The sequence below is a fragment of the Sphaerisporangium corydalis genome (genome assembly GCF_025506355.1).
Taxonomy (GTDB): Bacteria; Actinomycetota; Actinomycetes; order Streptosporangiales; family Streptosporangiaceae; genus Sphaerisporangium; species Sphaerisporangium corydalis.
The window spans coordinates 113,508-138,590 of the sequence record NZ_JANZYP010000013.1 but is presented as its reverse complement, the minus strand read 5'-3'; the positions used below and the strand labels follow the sequence as shown (position 1 = coordinate 138,590).

At 72.1% G+C, this 25,083-nt stretch carries 25 protein-coding genes; 17 read left to right on the top strand and 8 right to left on the bottom strand.

What is annotated here, in order from left to right:
• Positions 1-21 precede the first annotated feature (21 nt).
• Positions 22-993 (top strand): DUF3152 domain-containing protein, encoded by a 972-nt coding sequence (locus NYZ98_RS12410; RefSeq protein ID WP_262842794.1) that lies wholly within the window; start codon positions 22-24, stop codon positions 991-993.
• Between the two features lie 118 nt (positions 994-1,111).
• Positions 1,112-3,268, top strand: coding sequence for a peptidoglycan recognition protein family protein (locus NYZ98_RS12405; RefSeq protein ID WP_262842793.1), 2,157 nt, complete (start codon positions 1,112-1,114; stop codon positions 3,266-3,268).
• Positions 3,269-3,274: 6 nt separating this feature from the next.
• Here NYZ98_RS12405 and NYZ98_RS12400 read toward each other — a convergent pair whose 3' ends face one another.
• A complete protein-coding gene (locus NYZ98_RS12400) occupies positions 3,275-4,663 on the bottom strand; it encodes a glycine--tRNA ligase (RefSeq protein WP_262842792.1) in 1,389 nt (462 codons plus the stop codon).
• A gap of 133 nt (positions 4,664-4,796) precedes the next feature.
• Entirely contained in the window at positions 4,797-5,075 is a 279-nt protein-coding gene (locus NYZ98_RS12395; protein ID WP_262842791.1) for an antibiotic biosynthesis monooxygenase family protein, read from the bottom strand.
• A gap of 64 nt (positions 5,076-5,139) precedes the next feature.
• Between NYZ98_RS12395 and NYZ98_RS12390 the strand changes: the two genes are divergently transcribed.
• The 7 genes from NYZ98_RS12390 (at position 5,140) to NYZ98_RS12360 (ending at position 10,605) form a co-directional block, all read left to right on the top strand.
• On the top strand, positions 5,140-5,589 hold the full coding sequence (locus tag NYZ98_RS12390; protein ID WP_262842790.1) for a DUF6703 family protein: 450 nt from the start codon (positions 5,140-5,142) through the stop codon (positions 5,587-5,589).
• A gap of 70 nt (positions 5,590-5,659) precedes the next feature.
• Positions 5,660-6,613, top strand: a complete 954-nt coding sequence (locus NYZ98_RS12385) for a metal ABC transporter substrate-binding protein (RefSeq protein ID WP_262842789.1) — start codon at positions 5,660-5,662, stop codon at positions 6,611-6,613.
• Positions 6,610-7,434: a metal ABC transporter ATP-binding protein gene (locus NYZ98_RS12380; protein ID WP_380706300.1), complete on the top strand. Its 825-nt coding sequence runs from the start codon at positions 6,610-6,612 to the stop codon at positions 7,432-7,434. Before NYZ98_RS12385 ends, NYZ98_RS12380 begins: the two co-directional genes overlap by 4 nt.
• Positions 7,431-8,264, top strand: a complete 834-nt coding sequence (locus NYZ98_RS12375; RefSeq protein ID WP_262842788.1) for a metal ABC transporter permease — start codon at positions 7,431-7,433, stop codon at positions 8,262-8,264. The genes NYZ98_RS12380 and NYZ98_RS12375 overlap by 4 nt, the downstream gene beginning before the upstream one ends.
• Positions 8,265-8,298: 34 nt before the next feature.
• Positions 8,299-8,688 carry a Fur family transcriptional regulator gene (locus NYZ98_RS12370; protein WP_262842787.1) on the top strand — a complete coding sequence of 130 codons (390 nt, stop codon included), beginning with the start codon at positions 8,299-8,301 and terminating at the stop codon, positions 8,686-8,688.
• Between the two features lie 199 nt (positions 8,689-8,887).
• Positions 8,888-9,433: a CGNR zinc finger domain-containing protein gene (locus tag NYZ98_RS12365; protein WP_262842786.1), complete on the top strand. Its 546-nt coding sequence runs from the start codon at positions 8,888-8,890 to the stop codon at positions 9,431-9,433.
• 143 nt (positions 9,434-9,576) lie between these two features.
• Positions 9,577-10,605, top strand: a complete 1,029-nt coding sequence (locus tag NYZ98_RS12360; RefSeq protein WP_262842785.1) for a DUF5685 family protein — start codon at positions 9,577-9,579, stop codon at positions 10,603-10,605.
• 83 nt (positions 10,606-10,688) lie between these two features.
• On the opposite strand, the gene NYZ98_RS12355 is transcribed toward NYZ98_RS12360, so the two are convergent.
• Both NYZ98_RS12355 and recO read right to left on the bottom strand, forming a co-directional pair.
• A complete protein-coding gene (locus NYZ98_RS12355) occupies positions 10,689-11,447 on the bottom strand; it encodes an isoprenyl transferase (protein WP_262842808.1) in 759 nt (252 codons plus the stop codon).
• A 63-nt stretch (positions 11,448-11,510) separates the two neighbouring features.
• A complete protein-coding gene (gene recO, locus NYZ98_RS12350) occupies positions 11,511-12,239 on the bottom strand; it encodes a DNA repair protein RecO (RefSeq protein WP_262842784.1) in 729 nt (242 codons plus the stop codon).
• Positions 12,240-12,563: 324 nt separating this feature from the next.
• Here recO and NYZ98_RS12345 point away from each other — a divergent pair, with 324 nt between their 5' ends.
• Both NYZ98_RS12345 and NYZ98_RS12340 read left to right on the top strand, forming a co-directional pair.
• Positions 12,564-14,141: a CDP-alcohol phosphatidyltransferase family protein gene (locus NYZ98_RS12345; protein WP_262842783.1), complete on the top strand. Its 1,578-nt coding sequence runs from the start codon at positions 12,564-12,566 to the stop codon at positions 14,139-14,141.
• The gene (locus NYZ98_RS12340; RefSeq protein WP_262842782.1) at positions 14,138-14,857 is read left to right on the top strand and encodes a DUF5941 domain-containing protein; all 720 of its coding nucleotides are present in this window, start codon (positions 14,138-14,140) and stop codon (positions 14,855-14,857) included. The genes NYZ98_RS12345 and NYZ98_RS12340 overlap by 4 nt, the downstream gene beginning before the upstream one ends.
• A 105-nt stretch (positions 14,858-14,962) precedes the next feature.
• On the opposite strand, the gene NYZ98_RS12335 is transcribed toward NYZ98_RS12340, so the two are convergent.
• Entirely contained in the window at positions 14,963-15,688 is a 726-nt protein-coding gene (locus NYZ98_RS12335; protein ID WP_262842781.1) for an ABC transporter permease, read from the bottom strand.
• Positions 15,685-16,443: an ABC transporter ATP-binding protein gene (locus NYZ98_RS12330; RefSeq protein WP_262842780.1), complete on the bottom strand. Its 759-nt coding sequence runs from the start codon at positions 16,441-16,443 to the stop codon at positions 15,685-15,687. The genes NYZ98_RS12335 and NYZ98_RS12330 overlap by 4 nt, the downstream gene beginning before the upstream one ends.
• A gap of 93 nt (positions 16,444-16,536) precedes the next feature.
• On the opposite strand from NYZ98_RS12330, the gene NYZ98_RS12325 reads away from it, so the two are divergent.
• The 3 genes from NYZ98_RS12325 (at position 16,537) to rocD (ending at position 19,304) form a co-directional block, all read left to right on the top strand.
• Positions 16,537-17,007 (top strand): Lrp/AsnC family transcriptional regulator, encoded by a 471-nt coding sequence (locus tag NYZ98_RS12325; protein ID WP_262842779.1) that lies wholly within the window; start codon positions 16,537-16,539, stop codon positions 17,005-17,007.
• A gap of 240 nt (positions 17,008-17,247) precedes the next feature.
• The gene (ddaH, locus tag NYZ98_RS12320) at positions 17,248-18,048 is read left to right on the top strand and encodes a dimethylargininase (RefSeq protein ID WP_262842778.1); all 801 of its coding nucleotides are present in this window, start codon (positions 17,248-17,250) and stop codon (positions 18,046-18,048) included.
• Complete coding sequence (gene rocD / locus NYZ98_RS12315; protein WP_262842777.1) at positions 18,045-19,304, top strand: ornithine--oxo-acid transaminase; 1,260 nt, start codon at positions 18,045-18,047, stop codon at positions 19,302-19,304. The genes ddaH and rocD overlap by 4 nt, the downstream gene beginning before the upstream one ends.
• Here the strand turns inward: rocD and NYZ98_RS12310 are convergent.
• On the bottom strand, positions 19,268-20,848 hold the full coding sequence (locus tag NYZ98_RS12310; RefSeq protein ID WP_262842776.1) for an alkaline phosphatase D family protein: 1,581 nt from the start codon (positions 20,846-20,848) through the stop codon (positions 19,268-19,270). The genes rocD and NYZ98_RS12310 overlap by 37 nt on opposite strands.
• A 79-nt stretch (positions 20,849-20,927) precedes the next feature.
• Entirely contained in the window at positions 20,928-21,359 is a 432-nt protein-coding gene (locus NYZ98_RS12305) for a MarR family winged helix-turn-helix transcriptional regulator (protein WP_262842775.1), read from the bottom strand.
• 47 nt (positions 21,360-21,406) lie between these two features.
• Here NYZ98_RS12305 and NYZ98_RS12300 point away from each other — a divergent pair, with 47 nt between their 5' ends.
• From NYZ98_RS12300 to NYZ98_RS12290, 3 genes are all read left to right on the top strand, one after another.
• Positions 21,407-22,501, top strand: a complete 1,095-nt coding sequence (locus tag NYZ98_RS12300) for a substrate-binding domain-containing protein (protein ID WP_262842774.1) — start codon at positions 21,407-21,409, stop codon at positions 22,499-22,501.
• A 145-nt stretch (positions 22,502-22,646) separates the two neighbouring features.
• Complete coding sequence (locus NYZ98_RS12295) at positions 22,647-24,071, top strand: APC family permease (protein WP_262842773.1); 1,425 nt, start codon at positions 22,647-22,649, stop codon at positions 24,069-24,071.
• On the top strand, positions 24,068-25,078 hold the full coding sequence (locus NYZ98_RS12290; protein WP_262842772.1) for an acetamidase/formamidase family protein: 1,011 nt from the start codon (positions 24,068-24,070) through the stop codon (positions 25,076-25,078). Before NYZ98_RS12295 ends, NYZ98_RS12290 begins: the two co-directional genes overlap by 4 nt.
• Positions 25,079-25,083: the final 5 nt, after the last annotated feature.

The following is a 25,083-nucleotide window of genomic DNA, read 5'->3' as shown; positions in this document are numbered from 1 at the left end:
CGGTAATAGGCTTCGCAGTCGATGTACAGCAACCTGACGCCTCATGGCGACGGCCCGAGGAAACCCACCGCCTTCCTGCTGGCGTGCGCCGCCGGTACCGGAATACTCGCAGGTGGGAGTGCCCTCGTGGTCGACGGCGAGAAGGCGATACCCGCCCACGGCACCGTGCTCGCCTCGCCGGTCACCGCGCTTGGAACCTCGCCGCGCGCGACGGGCCCCGCGCCCGGGCCCGTGGCCACGGTGACGTCCGCTCCCACGTCCGCTCCCACGTCCACGGACACGGACACGGACACGACGCCGGGGCCGTCGCCCGTCGCCGTGCCGCCGTCGGGGGGGCCGGCGCGGGTGCCGTTGAGGGCGGAGCCGGACGCGGGGGCCTCGAAGCCGCCGCCCGACCCTGACGGCCGCCGGCCGCCGAAGATGAAGGTCCCCCGGGCCGGCAAGGGCCGCTACTCGGTGGTCCCCGGGGTCGCCCGCCCGCCCAAGGGCGGTCACGGCAAGGTGGTTCGATATCTGGTGGAGGTCGAGAAGGGGCTCCCCTTCGACGGCCGGGAGTTCGCGGCCACCGTCCAGCGCACCCTCAACGACCCGCGCGGCTGGGGCGCGAACGGCCGCATGCGGTTCAAGCGCGTCGCGCACGGGCCGGTGCGGTTCCGCGTGGCGCTGTCCAGCCCGGCGATGACCAACGCGCGCTGCCTTCCGATGCAGACCTTCGGCGAGCTGTCCTGCTGGAACGGGCGGCAGGCGGTCCTCAACGCGAAACGGTGGAACCTCGGCATCCCCGGCTATCGCGGCGACCTCGTCTCCTACCGCGAATACATGATCAACCACGAGGTCGGGCACGCGCTCGGCCACGGGCACGAGTCCTGCCCGGGGGCCGGCAGGCCCGCTCCGGTGATGACCCAGCAGACGAAGTCCCTGCAGCACTGCCGCCCCAACGCCTGGCCGTTCGCGCACCGGACGGCCCGGCGGGATAAGCCGGATACTCCTTGACACGCCGGATTACAAGGGATGGGATCGGGCGGCAAGATCCCGTAAGGTGACCGTCGTGGTCCCCGGGTCCGGTCCATCGCGCCGGCCCCGCGCGCCCCCGATGGAGAGTGGGTCCCTGATGCGCGGAACGCTGACGGTCGCCGCTTCGGTGGCGGCGTCCCTGCTGGTCGCCCTACCCACCTACGCCGCCCCCGCGACGGCCCCGGGGGTCCCCGTCCCTGCGGCGGGCTCCCTTCACGCGGCGGTCCCCGGCGCCCCCGCCTTCCCCGCCGCCCCGGCCGATCCCGCCAATTCCGCCGTCCCCGCGACCCCGGCGTCCCCCGCCGCCCCCACGGCCGCGCGGCAGGCGGCGTTCAAGGTCGCCGCCGGCCGGTACGGCGTGCCGGAGAGCGTCCTGCTCGGCGTCTCCTATCTGGAGTCACGCTGGGACGCCAACCGGGGCGTCCCGAGCGTCACGGCCGGATACGGGCCGATGCACCTCACCGACGCGCGCGCCGCGCTCCCCGGGACGCCCCACCACAGCGAGGGCGCCGAGGACCCGCGCGGCGACGACGCCCGCCCGGCCAAACCCGCGAGCTCCCCGCCGGCCTCCACCGCGAGCGCGGCGCCCCCTGCGTCCGGGAGTGCGAGCGCGGCCCCGGTGACGTCCGGGAACACTGGCGCCGCGCCCCCGGTGGACGGTGCTCAGACGGTCGACGAGGCGGCGCGGCTGAGCGGGTTGCCGGCCGAGCGGCTGGTGACGGACCCGGACGCCAACCTGCTCGGCGGGGCGGCCCTGCTCGCCCGGTACCAGAAGGACCTGGCGGACGCGAAGGACCCGGGCCTGGCGGCGAGCAGGGACCCCGCCGACTGGTACGGCGCGGTCGCCCGCTACTCCGGCGCCGACGACGTCCAGACCGCCCGGCAGTTCGCCGACGAGGTGTTCTCCGTCCTGCGCGAGGGCGCGAGCCGGACCACCGACGACGGCCAGCAGGTTTCGCTGCCCGCCGGACCGGAGATCGCTCCGCGCATGGACCAAGTCGACCGCCTGGGCCTTCGCGAGGCGGAGGCCAGGAACACCGAGTGCCCGAAGAGGCTGGCCTGCGAGTGGTTCCCCGCTCCGTACCAGAAGCTGTCGGAGGACCCGGGCGACTACGGCAACCACGACCTGTCCGACCGGCCGCACAACCAGCGCATCCAGTACATCGTCCTGCACGACACCGAGGAGACCTACGACAGGACGCTCAAGCTGGTGGCCGACCCCACCTATGTGAGCTGGCACTACACGATCCGTTCCGCCGACGGGCACATCGCCCAGCACGTGAAGGCCAGGGACGTCGCCTGGCACGCCGGCAACTGGTACGTCAACGCCAAGTCGATCGGCATCGAGCACGAGGGCTTCCTGGCGAAGGCGGGCTCCTGGTACACCGAGGCGATGTACCGCAGCTCTGCCCGCCTGGTGGGCTACCTCGCCAAGCGGTACGACATCCCGCTGGACCGTGCGCACATCCTGGGCCACGACAACGTCCCGGGCACCGTCCCCGGCACCGTGGCGGGAATGCACGTCGACCCGGGGCCGTACTGGGACTGGGGCCACTACTTCGCGCTCCTGCACCGGCCGTTCAAGTCCACGGGCGGCGCGCACGGCGGGCTGGTGACCATCAGGACCGACTACGCCCACTACCGGCCGCGTTACACCGGCTGCGACCAGGCCGGGGTGGACTGCCCGCCGCACGGCTCGGCGTCGGTCTGGCTGCACACCGAGCCGAGCGACAGCGCGCCGCTGGTCAAGGACATCGGCCGCAGGCCCGGCGGGGAGTCGACGTACGACGTCTCCGACCACGGCGCCCGCGCGACCACCGGCCAGCAGTACGCCCTCGCCGGGCGCGAGGGCGACTGGACGGCCATCTGGTACCTCGGGCAGCTCGCGTGGTTCCGCAACCCCCGCGAGGCGCCGACCGCCGTCAACGCCACCGGGCTGATCGTCACACCGAAGCCGGGCCGAGGCCCGGTGCCGGTGTACGGGCGCGCGTACCCCGAGCCGGAGGCCTACCCGGCGGGCGTGCCCGTGCAGGCGATCACCCCGTTGCAGTACGTGATCCCGCAGGGCCAGCGGTACTCCGTCGGCCTGGTGGCACGCGGCGAGTACTACTACGCGGTGACCTTCGACCCCGCCACCCACACGGTGGTCCGGGGCCGCACGCTGTACTACCAGATCCAGCTCGGCCACCGCGTCGCCTTCGTCAAGGCCGACGACGTGAACATCCTGCCGTCGGCCGTGCGGGCGCCCCGCTGACCGGGGTCAGTCGTTGAGGTTTTCGCGGAGGTAGGTGTCGACCTGGTCCAGGGCGATGCGCTTCTGGGCCATGGAGTCGCGTTCGCGGACCGTCACGGCGTGGTCTTCGAGGGTGTCGAAGTCGACCGTGATGCAGAACGGGGTGCCGATCTCGTCCTGGCGGCGGTAGCGGCGGCCGATGGCCCCGGCGTCGTCGAACTCGACGTTCCAGCGGCGGCGGAGCTGGGCCGCCAGGTCGCGGGCCTTGGGCGACAGGTCGGCGTTGCGCGACAGGGGCAGCACGGCCGCCTTGACCGGCGCGAGCCGGTGGTCGAGCCGCATGACCGTGCGCTGCTCCATGACGCCCTTGGCGTTGGGCGCCTCGTCGACCGTGTAGGCGTCCATCATGAAGGTCAGCGTGCAGCGGTCGACGCCGGCGGCCGGCTCGATGACGTAGGGGACGTAGCGCTCCCCGGAGTCCTGCTCGAAGAACGACAGATCGGTGCCCGAGGCGGCGCCGTGGGTGGTGAGGTCGAAGTCGGTGCGGTTGGCGACGCCCTCCAGCTCACCCCACTCGGAGCCGGTGAAGTTGAAGCGGTACTCCACGTCGACGGTGCGCTTGGAGTAGTGCGACAGCTTGTCCTTCGGGTGCTCGTACAGCCGGAGGTTGTCGCTGTTGATGCCGAGGTCGACGTACCACTGGAACCGCTGGTCGATCCAGTACTGGTGCCACTCCTCGTCGCTGCCCGGCTTGACGAAGAACTCCATCTCCATCTGCTCGAACTCGCGGGTGCGGAAGATGAAGTTGCCCGGGGTGATCTCGTTGCGGAACGACTTGCCGATCTGGCCGATGCCGAACGGGATCTTCTTGCGGGAGGACTGCTGGACGTTGAGGTAGTTGATGAAGATGCCCTGCGCGGTCTCGGGCCGCAGGTAGGCCAGCCCCGACTCGTCCTCGACGGCGCCGAGGTAGGTCTTGAGCAGGCCGTTGAACATGCGGGGGGCGGTGAAGGCGCCCTTGGTGCCGCAGTTGGGGCAGGTCAGGTCGGACAGCCCGTTCTCGGGGGCCCGGCCGCTGTGCTTCTCGGCGTAGGCCTCCTCGAGGTGGTCGGCGCGGTAGCGCTTGTGGCAGGACTGGCACTCGGTCAGGGGGTCGACGAACTCCCTGACGTGGCCGCTGGCCTCCCACACCTCGCGGGCGAGGATGACCGAGGAGTCGAGGCCGACGACGTCCTCCCGGCCCTGGACCATGGACTTCCACCACTCGCGCTTCACGTTGTTCTTGAGCTCGACGCCGAGCGGACCGTAGTCCCAGGACGCGCGCAGACCGCCGTAGATCTCGCTCGACGGGTAGACGAGCCCCCGGCGTTTGGCGAGGCTCACGATCGTGTCCATGATGTCGGTACGGCGGGCCATCAAGAATCTCCATCCGGCTGGCGGTCGGGGTTGGGTTTGCCGATCGGAGGGCGCGTCACCTGCCCGATCACCTCAAGCTTAGGGGAACGCGCGACGCGACCCGCCCACAATCACGACTGAACGTGTGGCCGCGTCAGGCAGTGACCACGATCTCGAAGGCGGAGGGCTCGTTGATCATCAGCGTCATGAGCGGATACATGTCCATTCGTGCCGCCGACAGGGCCCGACGGTAGAACCCGGCGCCCTCCCATTCGCTGACGATCGCCCACAGGTCCGGCTCGTCGGCCGACCTGCCGAGGTGCCCCCGGAGGTAGCCGTTCTGGGCGGCCAGCGTCCCGAGGATCGAGGTGGCCGCCTCCACGAACTCCTCCGCCCGGGCGTCGGGGACGGAGTACCTGATGAACGCGATCATGGGGTTCAGCATGCCAGCACCCGCGGTGTCCTTGGGCGAGCCCCTCCGACGTTAGGCTCGGAGCGTGGCCGACAAGCGCGAATCCACCGAACCGCCCCCGCCCAGGCGCGGCGTGCCCGCCCATCCCCTGGCCCGGCCCGGCGCCGCCCCCCGGGGAGGCGGCCCCCGCGGGGGTGCCCGCCGCCCGCAGCGCCCGCTGCCCCGAGGCGAGCATTTCGTCACGCCGGGGGCGACGGGCCTGCGGCTCCAGGTGGAGCGCAAGAGCGCGGCCCCTCTGGTCTACCTGTACGGGCTGCCGCGCTGGATCCTGCCCGTCCTGCTGGTGGTCCTGCTGCTGGTGGGCTTCGCCGTGCCCGACTGGCGCGGCGGCGTCGCCGTCCTGCCGGTGCTGGGCTTCGTGGGCTGGCTGGCATACATGTCGTGGCCGTCCCTGGGCAACGGGGGGCGGCTGATGCGGGTCGCGCTGGCGGCGTTCCTGATCGCGCTCGCGGCCCAGCGCTTCGGGGCCTTCTGAGTGGCTTCGGGGGTCTCCCCTCCACTGATTTTGACAACCGTTTTCATTTTGACGCATACTAGGTACTGTGATGCCCCTTTCGTCCAGATACCTTCGACGTAAGAACCCCCGCCTGACCCTCCTCGGCGCCCTCCTCGGCGGCGGCGCGCTGCTGGCCGCGACCGCCTGCTCGGGCGGCAGCGCCTCGGCGGCGCAGTCCGGCCCGCCCAGGGTCCTCGCGGCGTTCTACCCCCTCGAATGGATCTCCGCCCGCGCCGGCGGACCGGACGTCACGGTGACCGGCCTGACCCAGCCCGGCGTCGAACCGCACGACCTCGAACTGACCCCGCGCCAGATCGCCGCCGTCGAGGAGGCCGACCTGGTCGTCTACGTCAAGGGCGTGCAGCCGGCCGTCGACGAGGCCGTGCGGGAGCACGCCGAGGGCCGGGCCTTCGACGCCGCCTCGGCGATCACCACGCTGCCCGCGGTCGCCGGAGAGCGGGCCGAGGGCGAGGGCACCTACGGGCGTGGCGCCTACGACCCGCACATCTGGCTCGACCCCGCACGGATGGCCACCATCGTGACCGAGCTGGGCAAGCGCCTCGGGAAGGCCGACGCCGCCCACGCCGCCGCCTACGCCACCCGGGCCAGGTCGGCGGCCGGGGACCTCGGCGCCCTGGACACCGAGTTCCGCCAGGGCCTGGCCACCTGCGCGAGCCGCACGATCGTGACCAGCCACACCGCGTTCGGCTACCTGGCCGACCGCTACCGTCTCAAGCAGGTCGGCATCAGCGGCCTCGACCCGGACGCCGAACCCTCCCCCGCCCGCCTGGCCGAGGTGGCCGGGATCGCGAGGCAGGAGCGGGTGACTACCATTTTCACCGAGGAACTCGTCAGCCCCAAGGTCGCCGAGGTCCTCGCCAAGGAGGTCGGCGCCAGGACGGCGGTCCTCAACCCGGTCGAGAGCCGTCCCCCTTCGGGTGACTACCTGACCGCCGCCCGCGCGAACCTCCACACACTCCGCACCGCACTTGGATGCTCATGACCCCGTCAGCACAGGCCGCCGGCGTGGCCCCGCGGGAGTCCCCGCCCGCCACGCCCGCCGCGTTCGCCATGTCCGCAGGCCACGTCAGCCTGGACGGGCGTCCCGTCCTTCGCGGCATCGACCTGCGGATCCACGCCGGCGAGGTGGTCGCCGTGCTCGGCGCCAACGGCTCCGGCAAGTCCACCCTCATCCGCGCCCTGCTCGGCCTGACGCCGCTGTCGGGCGGCACCGCCGAACTGCACGGCGTCGCGCCCGGCCGGTTCCGCGACTGGTGGCGCGTCGGCTACGTGCCGCAGCGCCTGTCCATCGGCGGCGGGGTGCCGGCCACCGTCCGCGAGGTGGTGGCCTCGGGCCGCATCGCCCGCCAGCGCCGCCTGCGCCGTACGAGCGCCGGGGACCGCGCCGCCGTCGCCCACGCGCTCGAGGCCGTGGGCCTCACCGAACGGGCCGGGGACCCGGTGGGGTGGCTGTCGGGCGGCCAGCAGCAGCGGGTGCTCATCGCGCGGGCCCTGGCCGGCGAGCCGGACACCTTCGTCATGGACGAGCCGACGGCCGGGGTGGACGCCGAGAGCCAGCTCCACCTGGCCGGCACGCTCGCGAGCCTGGTCGAGCGGGGCAGGACCGTCCTGCTGGTGGCCCACGAGCTCGGGCCGATGGCGCCGCTGATCACACGGTCCGTCGTCCTCGGCGGCGGCCGCATCCTGCACGACGGCGCGCCGCCCGCCGACGCCGGCTGCCACCCGCACCCCGGGCACGAGCAGGCCCGCCCGCACGTGTACGACGTCTCGGGCGGCCCGATGAGCACGGAGGCCGGGCAGTGATCGAGATGCTGCGGTACGACTTCATGTGGCGCGCGCTGATCGCCGCGCTGCTCGTCGGCCTGGCCGCCCCCGCCGTCGGCACCTTCATCGTGCAGCGGCGGCTCGCCCTGCTCGGCGACGGCATCGGGCACGTCGCCCTGACCGGCGTGGCGCTCGGCTTCCTCACCGGCACCGCGCCGGTGCTCACCGCCGTCGCGGTGGCGGTGCTCGGAGCGGTCGCCATCGAGCTGGTGCGCGCGCGGGGACGCACGACGGGCGACGTCGCGCTCGCGCTGATGTTCTACGGGGGCATCGCGGGCGGCGTCCTGCTCATCGGGCTGGCCCCCGGCGGCAGCAACTCCACGCTCACCTCCTACCTGTTCGGCTCGATCAGCAGCGTCTCCGCGCAGGACGTGTGGGTGATCGCGGTGCTCGCGGCCTTCGTGCTGGGCGTGGTGGCGATCTTCGGCCGCGAGCTGTTCGTGCTGTGCCAGGACGAGGAGGTCGCCAAGGTCAACGGGCTGCCGGTCCGCTTCCTGAGCCTGCTCATCGCGATCACCGCCGCGCTGACCGTCGTGATCGCGATGCGCGTGGTCGGCCTGCTGCTGGTCAGCGCCCTGATGGTCGTCCCGGTGGCCACCAGCCAGCAGGTCACCCGGGGTTTCAGCACCACCATGCTGCTGGCGATGGCGCTCGGCGTGGCCTCGACGATCGGCGGGCTCACCTCCGCGTTCTACGCGAGCGTCGCGCCCGGGGCCGCGATCGTGCTCCTCGCGCTCGCCGGCTTCGTCCTGGCCCTCGGTGTCGGTAGATTCGTACGGCGAGGTCGTGCACAGGAGACCGGCCCATGAAATCGCGGTCATGCCGCACACGGGAGTGCCGCCGATGACGAACCGCCGAGAGGCCGTACGGGAGATCCTCTCCCACAGCGAGGGTTTCCGGAGCGCGCAGGACATCTACGCCCAGATGCGTGCGGCCGGCGCCAAGATCGGCCTCACCACGGTGTACCGCGCCCTGCAGACGCTGGCCGACAGCGGCCAGATCGACGTGCTGCGCACCGACGAGGGCGAGTCGGTCTACCGCGCGTGCGCCACCGGCACCCACCACCACCACCTGGTCTGCCGGCGCTGCGGCCGCACGGTCGAGGTGGCCGGGCCCGCCGTCGAGCGCTGGGCGGAGGCCGTGGGCGCCGAGCACGGTTTCACGGCCATCACCCACACCGTCGAGGTCTTCGGCACCTGCCCGTCCTGCACCGCCGCCGCCTCGTCGAGCTGACCCCCGTACGGCGCTCCCGCCGAAGGCCCCCTTCGCACGGCGCTCCCCACCGAGCTCGCCGGACCCGCCCGCGCGCGGCACTCTCCCCGGGGCCCCGGACGGGATACGCTTCCGGGACCGGAAGCCGGAGCGTTGGCGGGGGCCGCGCCATCCGGGCGTCCGCGCCGCCGTGCCCGCGCCGAGTCCAACGGGAGACGACATGCCATTCAGCCATGACATGGTCTGCTCGCTCGCCGCCGTGGCCGATCTGATCAACACCGCGCCCGAGACCGGCGGCCCCGACGGTCTCGGCGGCCCCACCGAGCTGGAGGCGTTCGTCAAACGCCACGAGATGAGCGTCGGGCCCGTCACCCCGGCCGACCTCGACCAGGTCCGCTCGCTGCGCGCGCGGTTCCACGAGGTGTTCACCGCCCCCGACCAGGCGACGGCGGTCTCCCGGCTGAACGTGCTGCTCGACCGCACCCAGATCACCGCCCGCCTGACCGAGCACGACGGCTTCCCGCTCCACGTCCACTACTTCGCCCCCGGGGCGTCGCCGGCCGAGCTGCTGGCCGCCGACTGCGGGGTGGCGCTCGCGCAGTTGCTCGTGGAGGGCGAGTGGGAGCGGCTGCGCACCTGCGCCGCCCCCGACTGCGACCGCGTCTTCGTGGACGAGTCCCGCAACCGCTCCCGCGTGTACTGCGACAGCCGCACGTGCGGCAACCGCATGCACGTCGCGGCCTACCGGGCCCGCCGCAGAGCCTGAACCAACGCCCCGCCTCAGACCAACGCCTCGCCTCAGAGCCTGGGCCACCGGCCCGTCTCAGAGTCTGAACCACCGCCCGTCGCAGGACAGAACCACACCGGCCCGTCGCAGGGCCGGAACCCCCCGGAACCATGTGAGGCTAGATGTTCGGGATCATCCGCCCGTGCAGGCACTCCTGCCCGTCGCTGCGCGAGGCCTGGATGGCGCACCTGTGCGGGCTGTGCCTGACCCTCCGCGACGGCCAGGGGCAGGGCGCCCGGCTGGCCACCAACTACGACGGGCTGATCATCTCGGTGCTCACCGAGGCGCAGGGGACGGCCGCCTCGCCGCACCGCACCGCCGGGCCGTGCGCGCTGCGCGGGTTCAGGCCGGCCGACGTGGTGGACGCGCGGGCCGCCGGCGCGCGGCTGGCCGCGACGGTCTCGCTGGTCCTTGCGGCGGGCAAGCTGCGCGACCACGTGGCCGACGGCGACGCCGCCCCGGGCACCGGCCCGGCCCGCAGGCGCCTGGCGGCCCGCTGGGAGGCGGCCGGCGCCCGCATGGGCGCCGAGATCGGCTTCGACACCGCCGTCCTGACCGCGACCGTCGACCGCCAGATCGTCCTCGAAGGCCGGGCCGGGGTGCCGCTGCTCGACCTGACCGCGCCCACCGAGGACGCGGTGGCCGCCGCGTTCGCGCACACCGCGGCGCTCGCGGGCCGGCCGGGCAACGCGACGGCGCTGGCCGAGGCGGGCCGGTTCTTCGGCCGCGTCGCCCACCTGCTCGACGCGGTCGAGGACCGCGGGCCGGACGCCGAACGCGGCGCGTTCAACCCGCTCACCGCCACCGGGACCACCCTTGAGGAGGCCAGGCGGCTCTGCGACGACGCCGCGCACGGCCTGGACCTGGCGCTGCGCGAGCTGGAGCTGGAGGACCGGCACCTGGTGGACGCGCTGCTGGGCCGGGAGGTGCGGCGGGCGGTGAAGCGCGCGTTCACGGTCCGCGCGTCCTACCGGCGTCCCGGGTTCGCGCGGAAGGCCGCCGCCGGGGTGGCGACCTTCTCGACCTGCGGGCTGTGGCGGCCACGCTGGAGCAGGAGGCGGCCCATGTCCTGGGACGGCCGCTGCTACCTGCGGGGCTGTGACTGCGCCTGCGACGGCTGCGACTGCTGCTGTTGCTGCGACCCCACCTGATCACGGCGCGGCCGTACGGACCGGCCCCCGGCTCGGACGGACCGGCCGCCTGAACGGGCCGCCTCGACGGGGCTGGAGACCGGTCAGGCCGTCTCGTTGGGGAGGGCCCCGCCGTACCTGCGGTCGCGCTTGGCGAAGATCTCGCACGCCTGCCACAGGTCGCGGCGGTCGAAGTCGGGCCAGAGCTGGTTGAGGAACACCATCTCGGCGTACGCCGACTGCCAGATCAGGAAGTTGGAGGTGCGCTGCTCACCGGACGACCGGACGAACAGGTCGACGTCGGGGATGTCGGGCTCGTCGAGGTAGCGGGCGAAGGTGCGCTCGGAGACCTTGTCGGCCCGCACGCGGCCCTCGGCGATGTCCTGCGCCATCCTGACCGCGGCGTCGACGATCTCGGCCCGGCCGCCGTAGTTCACGCAGAACTGCAGGGTGAGCGTGCGGTTGTCCCGGGTCATCTCCTCGGCGTCCTGGAGCTCCTTGATGACGCTCTTCCACAGCCGGCCCGGCCGCCCGGCCCAGCGCACCCGGACGCCCATGGCGTGCAGCTCGTCGCGGCGGCGGCGGATCACGTCGCGGTTGAAGCCCATCAGGAAGCGGACCTCGTCGGGGGACCGCCGCCAGTTCTCGGTCGAGAACGCGTAGGCCGACAGGTTCGGGACGCCGAGCTCGATCGCGCCCGCGATCACGTCGAACAGCGACGCCTCGCCCGCCTTGTGCCCTTCGGTCCTCGGCAGTCCTCGCGCCTTGGCCCACCGCCCGTTGCCGTCCATGACGATCGCGACGTGCCGGGGGACCAGCTCGCGGGGGATCGGGGGCGCCACGGCCCCTGAGGAGTGAGGCATGGGCGGGCGGACGTTCACGGTCTGGCTCTCCTGTGCGTCTCTGTCGGAAGGTCGCGGCGCCGGTCAGACGCGCTCGACATGTCGTAACGAGCGTATTCCGTGTTCGAGGTGCCATTGGAGGTAGGCCGCGACCAGGCCGCTGCACTCGACGCGATGCCGCTGCTCGGAGGCGTCGGCCGACTCCCAGTCGCCCCGGATCAGCGCGATCATGAGGCCGATCGTCTCGGCGGCGGGCACGGCGGCGCCCGCCGGGCGGCACCCCCCGCACACCACTCCGCCCGCGGCGATGGCGAAGGCGCGGATGGCCGGGGTGGAGCAGCGGGCGCAGGAGTCGAGCGCGGGCGCGTACCCCGCGACCGCCAGGGACCGCAGGAAGTAGGCGTCGAGGACGAGCCTGGCCTCGTGACCGCCCTCGACCAGGGTGCGCAGCCCGCCGACCAGCAGCAGGTAGTGGCGCAGGGCGGGCTCCTTCTCCCCCACGATGAGCCGGTCGGCGGTCTCCAGCATGGCGATGCCCGCGGTGTAGCGGGGGTAGTCGGAGACCAGGGACTCCCCGAACGGGCGCAGCGTCTCCACCTGCGTGATCACGTCGAGGGACCGGCCGGTGTGGAGCTGCAGGTCGACGTGGGTGAACGGCTCCAGGCGGGCGCCGAACCTGGACTTGGTGCGCCGGACGCCCTTGGCGACGCCCCGCACCTTGCCCGTGCGCCGGGTCAGGACCGTGATGATGCGGTCGGCCTCACCCAGCTTGTGGGTGCGCAGCACGACGCCCTCGTCGCGGTAGAGGTTCACCCGCCCAGTCTAGGGACGCGGGCGCCATGAGAATCCTTTACCAGGCATTCCGCGCGAACCGCGCCACCGGCCCCTCGTCGCGCCCGGGTGCCCCGCCTGGACGGGTGACCTGGGCCTGGACCGCCGCCGGCCGTGTCCTCCTCGGCGCCGGGCCGCGCGGTGCGCCCGTGACGCGAGGAACAGGATGTGACACCACCAGGCGACGAATAGATCTCGGGTCACCCTCCGATGGCATCCTTTGGGAGAACAGTCACTAAACTTTGCCCCCTGGCGACACCCCCTGTTAATCGCCTCCGCCCCCCGCACGCTGCCTGAAAGGGTGACATGACCCGCGTGGTCCTGCTGGGCACCTCGCCCGGCCCGATCGGTTCACCAGAACAACACGTCCCGCCCGGTCGCCTGGCGCTGACGTCGCTCCCCGGCTCGCCCACGGTCCTGTCGCGGCTGTACGGGCAGGTCGTCTCGATGGACCCCGAGCCCGTCGCCATCGTCCGCCCCGCGGACGCCGGCGACCACCGGCCGTTCCCAGGGCAGGTCGTGGAGTCCACGAGCCTCGCCGACGACCTGCGCGCCGTCGCCGACGCCGCGGAGCAGGCCACCGAGAACCTGTTCCTCATCCCGGCCGGCGCGGTGATCCACGACGAGCTGATCTACCAGATCACCAAGGCGAAGCGCGGCGCGCTCGCGCTCATCGCCAAGGAGCCGCGCCAGGAGGACGAGAACGGCGAGCCGATCCTGCCCGAGATCCCGATCGACGAGGCCGAGCCGGAAATCGGCGACCGCGTCCTCGAAGGGCTGCCGGTCCTGCTGCGCGCCGGCCGCTCCCGCGTGATCTCCGCCGGTTCGGCCTACCACGCCGTGACTCGGCCGAACGCCGTGGCGCTGGGTCCGATCCACCTGAGCCTGCGGCACGCGCCCACCCTCGCGGAGGCCGCACGCGAGCTGGCCGACATGGCCCACCTGTTCGGCCCCGGGGACGACCTGACCGAGCTGCTCGTACTGGGCCTGGTCCGCAGGGGCGTCTCGGTCGGCATCCGCGGCCGGCGCGACCTGTTCTTCTCCCGGGTGGGGGACCAGGCCGAGGCGGACACCGCCGTGGCCGCCATGTCGGAGATCGACGAGGACCGCGCGCGCCTGAACAACGCGGTCAAGGGCGCCGACGGCTTCTTCACCACGTACTTCGTGAGCACCTACTCCCGGTTCATCGCCCGGTGGGCGGCCAGGCGCGGTCTCACGCCGAACCAGGTGACGCTCATCTCGATCGCGCTCGGCGTGCTCTCGGCGCTGTCGTTCGCCACCGGCACCCGCCCGGGCGCCGTGGCGGGCGGGCTGCTGATCTACTTCGCCTTCGTGTTCGACTGCGTCGACGGCCAGGTGGCCCGGTACGCCCGGCAGTTCGGCGTGCTCGGCGCGTGGCTGGACGCCACGTTCGACCGCGCCAAGGAGTACATCGTGTTCGCCGGCCTGGCCGTCGGGTCCCTGGTGGCCGGGCAGGGCGACGTGTGGACGCTGGCGCTGGTCGCGCTGTCGGTGCAGTCGGTGCGCCACCTGCTCGACTTCTCCTTCGGCGCGGCCAACCGCCGCAAGCCGCCGAACCCGCTGCCGACGCTGGCGCTGTCCGCCGCCGACGACCGGCCGCTGCGCGACGCGCTGGAGGTGCGCCGCGCCTCTCGGAGCACCGGCGTGCGCGGGCTGCTCAAGCTGTGGACCAAGGCCGGCCGGTTCCGCGCCGTCCACTGGGCCCGCAAGATGATCGTCTTCCCCATCGGCGAGCGCTTCGCCGCCATCGCGATCACCGCGGCTCTGTTCGAGCCACGGATCACGTTCCTCACGCTCGTGATCTGGGGCGGCATCGCGTTCATGTACACCCTGACCGGACGTCTCATGAGGTCGCTCGCATGATCACCCATCCCCAGGCCGCCACCGCCCTCGTCCCCGATCCCGACGAGGAGCGGCGCCGGATCCAGACGGCCCGCCTGCTCGCCTACCGCGACGACGGCCCGCTGGTGGCGCTGCTCCGCGACAAGATGGGCCCCGGCCTGCCGCCGGTCCCCGCCGGCCTGGTCGCGCTGCTGGCCGCGGTGGTCATCGGCGTGACGGGCGTGCTGGGCGACGGCACCGGGCCGATCATGCTGCTCCCCGTGCTGGTGATGGCGGCGCTGATGGTGCCGACCGCGCCGCGCGACCACCTCGGCCGGTTCGACTGGCTGGTCCCGCCGCTGATCAGGGGCACCGAGTTCCTCACGGTCATCATCCTCGGCCTGGCGGCGGGCACCCCCAAGTGGCTGCTGTTCGTGCTCATCTACGTCGTCGGCTACCACACCTACGACACGGTGTACCGCACGCGGCAGAGCATCTGGCCCGCCCCGTGGGTGTTCCAGGCCGGCCTCGGCTGGGAGGTCCGCCTGCTGCTCCTCGGCGTGGGCGCGGCGCTCGGCGTGCTGACCTGGGTGGTGGCGGTGATGTCGGTGTACCTCGGCGTGCTGTTCGCCGTCGAGAGCGTCACGAGCTGGGTGGGCCTGGACAAGCAGTCCGCGCTGGCCCAGGCCTCCGACGACCTCGAGGCGTCGCCCGAGGACGCCATGGAGAACGCCACCGGCGAGGCCGACAAGGCGTAACCGCACGACGCGCACGGCCCGGAGGCCGGGACGGGATCATTCCCGCCCCGGCCTCCGGTCGTTCCATGGGTCGCGGCACCCCCTCCCGCCCCGGGTTCGTGAGATTCAGGCGTTCTCGTGCTGGAAGCGCCGTGTGCCCACCGCGACTCCTGCGACGACGAACGCCAGGGTCACCCCGGTGCCGACCAGGGCGTCCGCCGAGGTGTAGCCCCCCGCGAAGAACGCGCGCAGCGCCTCGACGACGTAGCGGAACGGGGTGAGCCTCGACACCACGTCCAGCCATCCCGGGGCCAGTGACATGGGCAGCAGCGCGCCCGACAGCAGGAGCAGGGGCACCAGCACCGTGCTCATGATGGGCGCGAACAGGTCCTGGTTCAGCGTCAGCGCCAGCGCGTACGACATCGAGGACAGGCTGACCGCGAGCAGCAGCACGAGCAGCAGGCCGAGCGCCACCCCGGGCAGCGGCGCCCGCAGCCCGAAGGCGTACCCGAGCAGGATCAGCCCGGCCGCCTGGATCAGCAGGACCAGGGTGTCCTTGAGCACGCGGCCGAGCAGCAGCGACATCCGGCCCGCCGGGGTGACGCGCAGCCGTTCGAGCACGCCGAAGCGCTGGTCGAAGACGATGCCGAACCCGCTCATCCCCGCGCTGAGCAGCCCGAGCTGCACCAGCAGGCCGGGGACCAGGACGTTCCAGGAGCCGGCCCCGCTGCGGGCGAACAGCGGGCCGAACAGGACCAGGTACAGCACGGGCTGCAGGGCGCCGAAGACCAGCGCGAGCTTGTTGCGCATCGTCACGCGGACGTAGTGGCGAGCCATGATCAGCGCGGTCACGCGGCGGCCTCCTCGCGCAGGGCGCGCCCGGTGACGGCCAGGAAGACGTCGTCGAGCGTCGCCCCCGGGCCGATCCCGGACTTGAGCGCCTCGGGCTCGCCCTCGCTGACGATGCGCCCGGCGTCGATGATCAGGACGCGGTCGCACAGGGCGTCGGCCTCGTCCAGGTAGTGCGTGGACAGGAACACCGTCAGCCCGCTCTCCGCGCGCAGCCGCCGGATGTCGTCCCACAGGTCCGCCCTGCCGCGCGGGTCCAGGCCGGTGGTCGGCTCGTCCAGGAACAGCAGGCCGGGCCGGTGGACCAGGCCCATCGCGATGTCGACGCGCCGCCGCTGCCCGCCGGAGAGTGACGCGGCCGGGCGCGCGGCCAGGGCGGTCAGGCCGAGCCGGTCCAGCAGCTCGGTCACCCGCTCGCGCGCCGCCGGGAGGCCGAGACCGTACAGGCGGGCCTGGAGCTCCAGTTCCTCGCCGATCAGGGCGGCGGGGCCGACCGACCCGCCCTGGGGGACGTACCCGATGCGGCGCCGCACCTCGGTGGGCTCGGTGGTCAGGTCGTGGCCGGCGACGGTGGCGGTGCCGCCGGAGGGACGCAGGAGGGTGGTGAGCATGCGCAGTGTGGTGGTCTTGCCCGCGCCGTTGGGGCCGAGGAACCCGACGATCTCGCCTGGCGAGACGTCGAGGTCCACTCCCCTGACGGCGTCGACCGTCGCGGTCTTGGTGGTGAAGGTCCGGGTGAGACCTGTGGCGTGAATCATGCTGGGTAGACTAACACCAAATTTGGAGTCACTTAAACTTTGCATCGACCCCGAACTGTGTGCCGCGCGCGTCCCGGCTGTATACAGGTCATCGTGGAGTTGGATGCGCTTGATCGGGCGATTGTCGGAGCCCTCGTCGAAGACGCTCGATCGACATACGCCGAAATAGGGCATCAAATCGGGCTTTCGGCGCCGGCGGTGAAGCGGCGGGTCGACCGCCTGCTGAGCAGCGGCGCCATCACCGGGTTCACCGCCCGCGTGGAGCCCTCGGCCCTCGGCTGGACCACCGAGGCGTACGTCGAGCTGTTCTGCCGGGGCAAGACCTCCCCCGCCGAGATCGGCCTGGCCGTCGCCCGGCTGCCCGAGGTGATCTCCGCGTGCACGATCACCGGCGAGGCTGACGCGCTGCTGCACATCCGGGCCAAGGACGTCCGGCACGTCGAGCAGGTGATCGAGCGGGTCGCCGCCGAGGCCTTCGTCGTGCGCACCAAGAGCGCGATCGTACTGTCGCGCCTCATCGACGACACCCCGCACGCGGCCAACGCGGCACCACGCGCGGACTGACCTCGGCGATCATCCATCGAGCCCCCGTCATGACACGCGCGCGAAACGGTGCGTAACCTGCGCGACCTCCAACTTGGGACGACCCAAACGGCGTTTCCTGCCTACGCAATAAATCGCCGCGCCGCCCTCGATGCACGCAACCGATCTTCGGGCGCGCGCAAGCTCCGCCGCTGGTCCGGACCTTTCCCCCTTCCTAGGCTGAAGCCATCCCCGACCAGCCGTTATCAGACGGAGTGATAGATGGCGCGCAGCCGGCATTACCTCATGTGTCGTCCCGACCACTTCGCGGTCACCTACGCGATCAATCCCTGGATGGACCCGGCCACGGGGGCGGACGCCGCCACCGCCGTCCGCCAGTGGGAACAGCTCAAGGACGTCTACGAGGAACTGGGCCACACGGTCAGCTTGATCGACCCGATCGACGGCCTGCCGGACATGGTGTTCGCCGCCAACGGCGCCCTGGTGGTGGGCGGCCGGGTCTACGGGGCGAAGTTCGCGAGCGCCGAGCGCGCCGCCGAGGGCCCCGCCTACCTGCGGTGGTTCACCGGCAACGGGTACGGCCCGGTCATGGAGCCGTCCTGGACCAACGAGGGCGAGGGCGACTTCCTCACCCTGGACGAGGTGATCCTGGCCGGCACCGGCTTCCGCACCTCGATCACCGCGCACAAGGAGGCCCAGGAGTTCCTCGGCCGCCCCGTGGTGACCCTCCAGCTCGTCGACCCGCGCTACTACCACCTCGACACCGCCCTGTTCCCGATCGACGGGCGCACCGTGGCGTACTATCCGGGCGCGTTCTCGCCGGGCAGCCGGGAAGTGCTCGGGCGCATGTTCCCCGACGCCGTCCTGGCCTCCGCCGACGACGCCGCCGTGCTCGGCCTCAACGCCGTCAGCGACGGCCACAACGTCGTCCTGAACGTCGAGGCCGGCGAGCTCGCCCTGGAGCTGAAGCGCAGGGGTCTCAACGTCATCCCCGTCGACCTGAGCGAACTGCGCAAGGCCGGCGGCGGTCCGAAGTGCTGCACACTGGAGATCCGCGCATGAGCACCACCAGGGAACTCATCGAGCTGAGCGAGCGGCGCAGCGCCCACAACTACCACCCGCTTCCCGTCGTCGTCCGCGAGGCCCTCGGCGCCTGGGTCACCGACGTGGAGGGCACGCGCTACCTCGACTGCCTGGCCGGGTACTCGTCGCTGAACTTCGGCCACGGCAACCCCGAGATCCTCAAGGCCGCCCAGGACCAGCTCCAGCGGCTCACGCTGACCAGCCGGGCGTTCTTCCACGACCGGTTCGCCGACTTCTGCCAGGGCCTCGCCGACCTGTGCGGCAAGGACATGGTCCTGCCGATGAACACCGGCGCCGAGGCCGTCGAGACCGCGATCAAGGTGGCCCGCAAGTGGGGCTACGACGTCAAGGGGGTCACCCCCGGCCGGGCGAACATCGTGGTCATGGAGGACAACTTCCACGGCCGTACCACCACGATCGTGAGCTTCTCCACCGACCCGGACGCCCGCGACGGCTTCGGCCCGGCGACGCCCGGCTTCACGATCGTGAAGTACGGCTCGGCCGAGGCGATCCGGGAGGCCATCGACGCCGACACCGTCGCGGTGCTGATCGAGCCGATCCAGGGCGAGGCGGGCGTGCTGGTGCCGCCCGCCGGGTACCTGGCGCAGGTCAGGGAGATCTGCACCGAGAACAACGTGCTGCTCATCGCCGACGAGATCCAGTCGGGCCTCGGCCGCACCGGTGACACGTTCGCCTGCGACCACGACGGCGTGGTGCCCGACATGTACGTGCTGGGCAAGGCGCTCGGCGGCGGCGTCGTCCCGGTGTCGGCCGTGGTCGCCGACGCCGGCGTGCTCGGGGTCATCAAGCCCGGCCAGCACGGCTCGACGTTCGGCGGCAACCCGCTGGCCTGCGCCGTGGGGAGCGCCGTCATCGGGCTGCTGCGCACCGGCGAGTACCAGGCCAGGGCCAAGGAGCTCGGCGCGGTCCTGCACGAACGGCTGCGCGCCCTGATCGGGCCCGCCGACCAGGGCGGCCACGGCGTCATCGCCGTCCGGGGCCGTGGACTGTGGGCCGGGGTGGACGTCGACCCCTCGATCGGCACCGGCCGCGAGGTCTGCGAGGCGCTGATGCGGCGCGGAGTGCTGGCCAAGGACACCCACGGCTCCACGATCCGCCTCGCGCCGCCGCTGGTGGTGTCGGAGGAGGACCTGAACTGGGCCGTCGACCAGCTCGCCGCCGTCCTGTCGGAGCTGTCTCAGTCGGTCAGCCGGATCTCGACCAGTTCCTCGTAGTCGGGGCGCGCGGTGTGCCAGCGCAGCCCCGCGGACCGGCCGTCCAGGTCGATCGTCCCGAGCGCGTTGGGGAACCACGGGCCGTTGGTGATCTTCCACCGCAGGGTGCGGCGGGGCAGCCTCGCCATGCGGACCAGGATGCCGCCCACGACGCTGGCGACCCCGAAGGACCCGATCACGTTGGCCAGGCGCAGCGTGCGGCTCAGCGGGTTGCGGATCGGCGAGCAGACCGCCTGGTAGATGCGGGCGGACTCCAGGTCGGCCGAGGCGGGGCCCGCCGCCGCCAGGTAGGAGTAGTGCACGTCCCCGGACATCAGCACGATGGTGGCCGGGGCGCGCCCCTTGCGGCCCGCCGCGATGTCGACGAGCAGGCTGCCCAGCTCCTCGAACGACCGGCGGAAGGCCCCCCAGTGCTCCAGGTCGAGCGCCTGCCGGATCTTCTCGCCCCACACCGCCGCCCTGCGCCCCCAGGCGCCGCCGGCGACGGCCTCGTTCCAGCTCTCGACGTCGAAGATGCCGCTCGGCAGGAACACCGGGACCGAGGAGCCGATCAGCAGGTGGTCCACGCCGCCGGTGGCCTGTTCGGTGAACCAGGTCCACTCGTCTTCGTCGAGCATCCGGCGGTTCTGCGGGTCGAGCTCCCGCGCGCAGCGGGTGTCCAGCATGATCAGCCGGGTCCCGCCGACGTCGCGCGTGTAGCTCCACCGCGTCGAGGAGGGGTCCTCGTCGGCCTTCCTGGCGAACTCGTCGAGCAGCGCCGCCCCGTCGGTGTCGCGGCCGTGCAGCTCGGCGTACATCGGGTCGGCCTTGCGCTCGGACGGCGAGAGGTTGCCGAGGTGCTGGTAGACCCAGTACGCGCCGAGCGCCGAGGTGATCCGGTTCTTCCACCACGGCACGTCGGCCATCTTGCGCCGCCAGGCGATGGAGGTGTTCCAGTCGTCGCGCACGTCGTGGTCATCGAAGATCATCGCGGTCGGCACGGTCGACAGCACCCACCGGACCACCGGGTCGGTCCAGGCCAGCCGGTACAGCTCGGCGTACTCCTCGAAGTCGACGATCTCCTCAGGCCCGTCCTGCCTGCGGGCGTGGATGAAGTCGAGCATCTCCTGCGACGGCTCGTCGGCGTACACCTGGTCGCCGAGGAACAGCAGCAGGCTGGGGAGGTCGGCCCCCTCCATCAGCCGCACGCCGAACTCGCGCAGGACGTCGACGCCGTGCGTGGCCACGTGCTCGTCGTCGTGCGGGACCGTGGTCCTGCACGAGCCGAAGACGACCCGGCCGAGCTCTTCGAGCGGGCAGATCTGGCTGTCGGGCGCCCCCTCCAGCGGCCACACCCTCCGCCCGTCCAGCTCTACGGCGTAGGCGCCGGTGCCCTCCACGTCGACGATCGCGTAGTGGTGGCCGTGCAGGGTGAAGGTGCGGTCGGCCGCGCGCGTGCCATCGACCTCGACGGTGACCTCACACGGCTCGCTCGTCTCGACCCAGATGGACGCGCTCGTCTCGTCGACGTAGCGCAGCATCGGCCCTATCACCAGCTCGGGCACGTGACCTCCTCTTTTGAACAGCGTTATGAACCCTATGCGCAAACAGCCCTGGTCGAGGTCGGCTACGAGGCCGGCGAGGTCAGCCTTCGAGGGAACGCACCAGGTGTTCGAGCTCGCTCATCAGGCGTTCGGTGCGGGCCGCGCCGTAGGTCGCGAGGATGGCCCGGTGGTGCTCGGCGATCCCCGCCTCCAGGCGGCCGAGCAGGTCGTCGCCCCGATCGGCGAGGAACACCGCCACCTTGCGGCGATCGGCCGGATCATGCCCGCGGTAGACCACGGCCCGCTCGACGAGCCGGTCCACGGCCTTGGTGAGCGTGGGGTGCGGCATCAGGGCGGCCTCGGCGAGATCGCCCATCGAGTGACCGCGCCCGTCGGCGAGCGCCTGGAGGATGCGCCACTGGTCGACGGTCACCTCCTCGGCGGTGAGCACCGCGGCCAGGTCGCGGTTCACGCTGCGCTCGGCGCGGCTCAGCAGATACGCGAGGGACGATCCGAGTCCCGTGGTCACCATCGAGGGTTCCCTCCGTCCGGGCGTGCGCAAGGAGGATACTCTTGCTCGTGACCGATCCCGTCACGGTGGTCATCGACCCCCTCGAAGCTCACCTTCTGCGGTCCGACACGCTGCGCGTCGGCCTGGTGGTGCCGGTCTCCGGCGTGCTCGGCCTGCTCGGGCCGTGCGCGATCAACTGCGCCATGCTGGCGTCGGCCGAGGTCAACGCCGCCGGCGGGGTGCTGGGCAGGCCGGTCGAGCTGGTCCTGGTGGACGGCGGCCGCGGCCCGGGGCAGGTCGCCCGCGAGGTGGCCGGGCTGGTGCGCGCCGGTGCGGTGCAGGCGCTGGTCGGCACGCACGCCAGCGACGTGCGCGTGGCGATCGAGCGCTCGCTCGGCGGCGCGGTCCCGTTCGTCTACACGCCCCCGTACGAGGGCGGCGCCCGTGAGCGGGGCGTCTACTACCTCGGCGAGCCCGCGTCCCGGCAGGTCGGCCCAGGTCTCGACTGGCTGATCGACCACCGGCGGGCCCGGCGCTGGTTCCTGCTCGGCAACGACTACGTCTGGCCGCGCCTGGTCCACGCCTCGGCGCGCCGCCACCTCCGGGCCCGGTCGGCGACGGTGGTCGGCGAGCGGTTCGTCCCCTCCGGCACCACCGCCATGGCCCCGCTGATCGAGGAGCTGGCCGCCGTCCGGCCGGACGCCGTGCTGCTCAACCTCATCGGCAGCGACCTGGTCGCGTTCAACCGGGCGTTCACGGCGAGCGGGCTCGACGTCCCCCGGCTGTGCGGCGCGCTGGAGGAGCACGGCCTGCTGGCCATCGGCGGCGACGCCACCGGCGAGCTGTACGCCGCGATGGGCTACTTCGGCAGCATCCCCGGCGACGCCAACCTCGGCCTGGCCGAGCGGTACACCCGCAGGTTCGGGCCGGCCGCGCCGCTGCTGAACGGGCACGGGCACGGCTGCTACGAGGGCGTGCTCATGCTGACGGCCCTGGCCCGCCGGGCCGGGACGCTGGCGGTGCCCGCGATCGAGGCGGTCGCCGACGGCACCACGATCGTCAGCGGGCGTGGCCGGCTGACCCTCTCCGGCCGCCACGTGCGGCAGCGGGTGTACGTGGGCCGGGCCGACGGGCTCGACTTCGACGTGGTCACCTCCGCCTAGGCCCTCGCGGGGCTCCTGGAGGCGCGCCCGGCAGGGGGCGGATCGCACGGTATGACCGGCGCGTACAACTTTCAATGGAAACCTTTCCGTTTTCAAGGATTAGCTCTATCGTACGGCTCTGCCCCCGCTTGTGAAGGAGCCGTCCGTGTCCTCTCCCTCAGACGCATCGCCCTCGTCCGTGTCCCCGCCGCCCGGGGGCCCCACCGTGGAACGCTTCGGCTACAAGCAGGAGTTGCGGCGCTCACTCAGCTTCACCGACCTGCTGATCTACGGCCTGATCTTCATGGTGCCGATCGCGCCGTTCGGCATCTTCGGCACCGTCTTCAAGGCGTCGGGCGGGATGGTGGCGCTCGCCTACGTCATCGGCATGATCGCCATGGCGTTCACCGCGATGTCCTACGCGCAGATGGCGCAGGCGTTCCCGATGGCGGGCTCGGTCTACACCTACGCGGGCCGGGGGATCTCCGCGCCGGTGGGCTTCCTCGCCGGCTGGGTCATCCTGCTGGACTACGTGCTGGTGCCCGCCCTGCTGTACCTGGTGGCCAGCGCCGCGATGGCGTCGTTCATCCCCGCCGTGCCGATCTGGGGCTGGCTGATCGGCTTCATCGTGCTGAACACGATCGTCAACTACATGGGCATCGAGATGACCGCCCGCATGAACAAGATCATGCTGGTCGCGGAGCTGATCGTCCTGGCGATCTTCCTGGTCATCGGGCTCGTCGCCCTCGCCCAGGGCAAGGGCCACGGCGCCGCGCTCAGCCCGCTGTTCGACTCCACGACGTTCTCCTGGCCGCTGGTGTTCGGGGCCGTCTCGGTGGCGGTGCTGTCCTTCCTCGGCTTCGACGGCATCTCGATGCTCGCCGAGGAGAGCCGCGAGGACACCCGCCGCCTCGGCAGGTCCATGGTCTACGCGCTCGCGCTCGCCGGCGTGCTGTTCGTCGTGCAGACCTGGGTGGCCGCGCTGCTCGTCCCCGACCGCGCCGGGCTGCTCGCCAAGGACGACCCCGCGTCCTTCTACACCACCGCCGAGTACGCGGGCGGCCACTGGCTGAGCGTGCTCACCGCCGTCGCCACCGCCGTGGCCTGGGGATTCGCCAACTCCCTGGTCGCGCAGGCGGCCACCTCGCGCCTGCTGTTCGCCATGGCCCGCGACCGGCAGCTCCCGAAGTTCCTCGGCAAGATCCACCCCAAGCACCGCGTCCCGGTCAACGCCACGTTCCTGGTCGCCGCGGTGTCCCTGGTCCTCGGCCTGTACATGAGCTCGCGCGACGACGGGATCTCGCTGCTCAGCACGCTGGTGAACTTCGGCGCCATGACCGCCTTCCTCGCCCTGCACGTGTCGGTCATCGTCCACTACGTGGTGCGCCAGCGCAGCCGCGACTGGTGGCGCCACCTGGTCGCCCCGGCGATCGGCTTCCTGATCCTGCTGTACGTCGTGATCAACGCCAAGGTCGCCGCCCAGGTGCTCGGCTTCGTCTGGCTCGCCATCGGCCTGATCATCCTCGCCGGCTCCTACGCCATGGGCCGGCGCCCCACCCTGTCCGCCATTGATTCGGAGGTCTCCGAGTGAACGTCGTCTCCTACCAGCCCGCCCCCGAAGAGCTGTCCTACACCTTCGGCGGACGCCCCGCCGTGGGCAGGGTCCGGCCGGGCACGGTCGTGGAGCTCTTCACCGAGGACTGCTTCGGCGGGCGGGTACGCGGGTTCGGCGACCTCCCCTCCAAGGTGTGCGAGTTCCCCTACCTCAACCCGGTGACCGGCCCCTTCCACGTCGAGGGCGCCGAACCCGGCGACACGCTCGCCCTGCACTTCATCTCGATCGAACCGGCACGCGACTGGGCGGTGTCCACCACGTTCCCGCACTTCGGCGCGCTGACCGGCACCCACACCACCGCCATGCTCCAGCCGCCGCTGGACGAAGTCGTGTGGCTGTACGAGGTCGACCGCGAGAAGCGGGTCGTGCGCTACCAGGCCAGGCGCGGCGACTTCGCCGTCGAGATGCCGCTCGACCCCATGCACGGCACGGTCGGCGTCGCCCCCGCCGCCTCAGAGGCCCGGATGACGATCACCCCGGACGCGCACGGCGGCAACATGGACACCCCCGAGCTGCGGGCCGGGGTCACCGTCTACCTCGGGGTCAACGTCGACGGCGCACTGTTCTCCATCGGCGACGGGCACTGCCGCCAGGGACACGGGGAGGTCTGCGGCACGGCGGTGGAGGCCGCGATGAACACCGTCGTCGCGGTCGACCTCATCAAGGGCGTCACCACCCCGTGGCCCCGGCTGGAGGACGACCTGCACATCATGTCCACCGGGTCGGCACGCCCGCTTGAGGACGCCTACCGCATCAGCCAGCACGACCTCGTCACCTGGACGTCCTCCCTGACCGGCCTGGACGAACTGGACGCCTACCAACTCGTCAGCCAGGGCGCCGAGGCCCCCGTCGGCAACGTCTGCGACACCAACTACACAATGGTCGCCAAAATCCCCAAGGCCTACCTAAACACCCCCACCCCCTACGCCTCCACCCACACCACCCTCCGCACCCTATCCACCCACTACCTCACCACCCGCTGACCCGC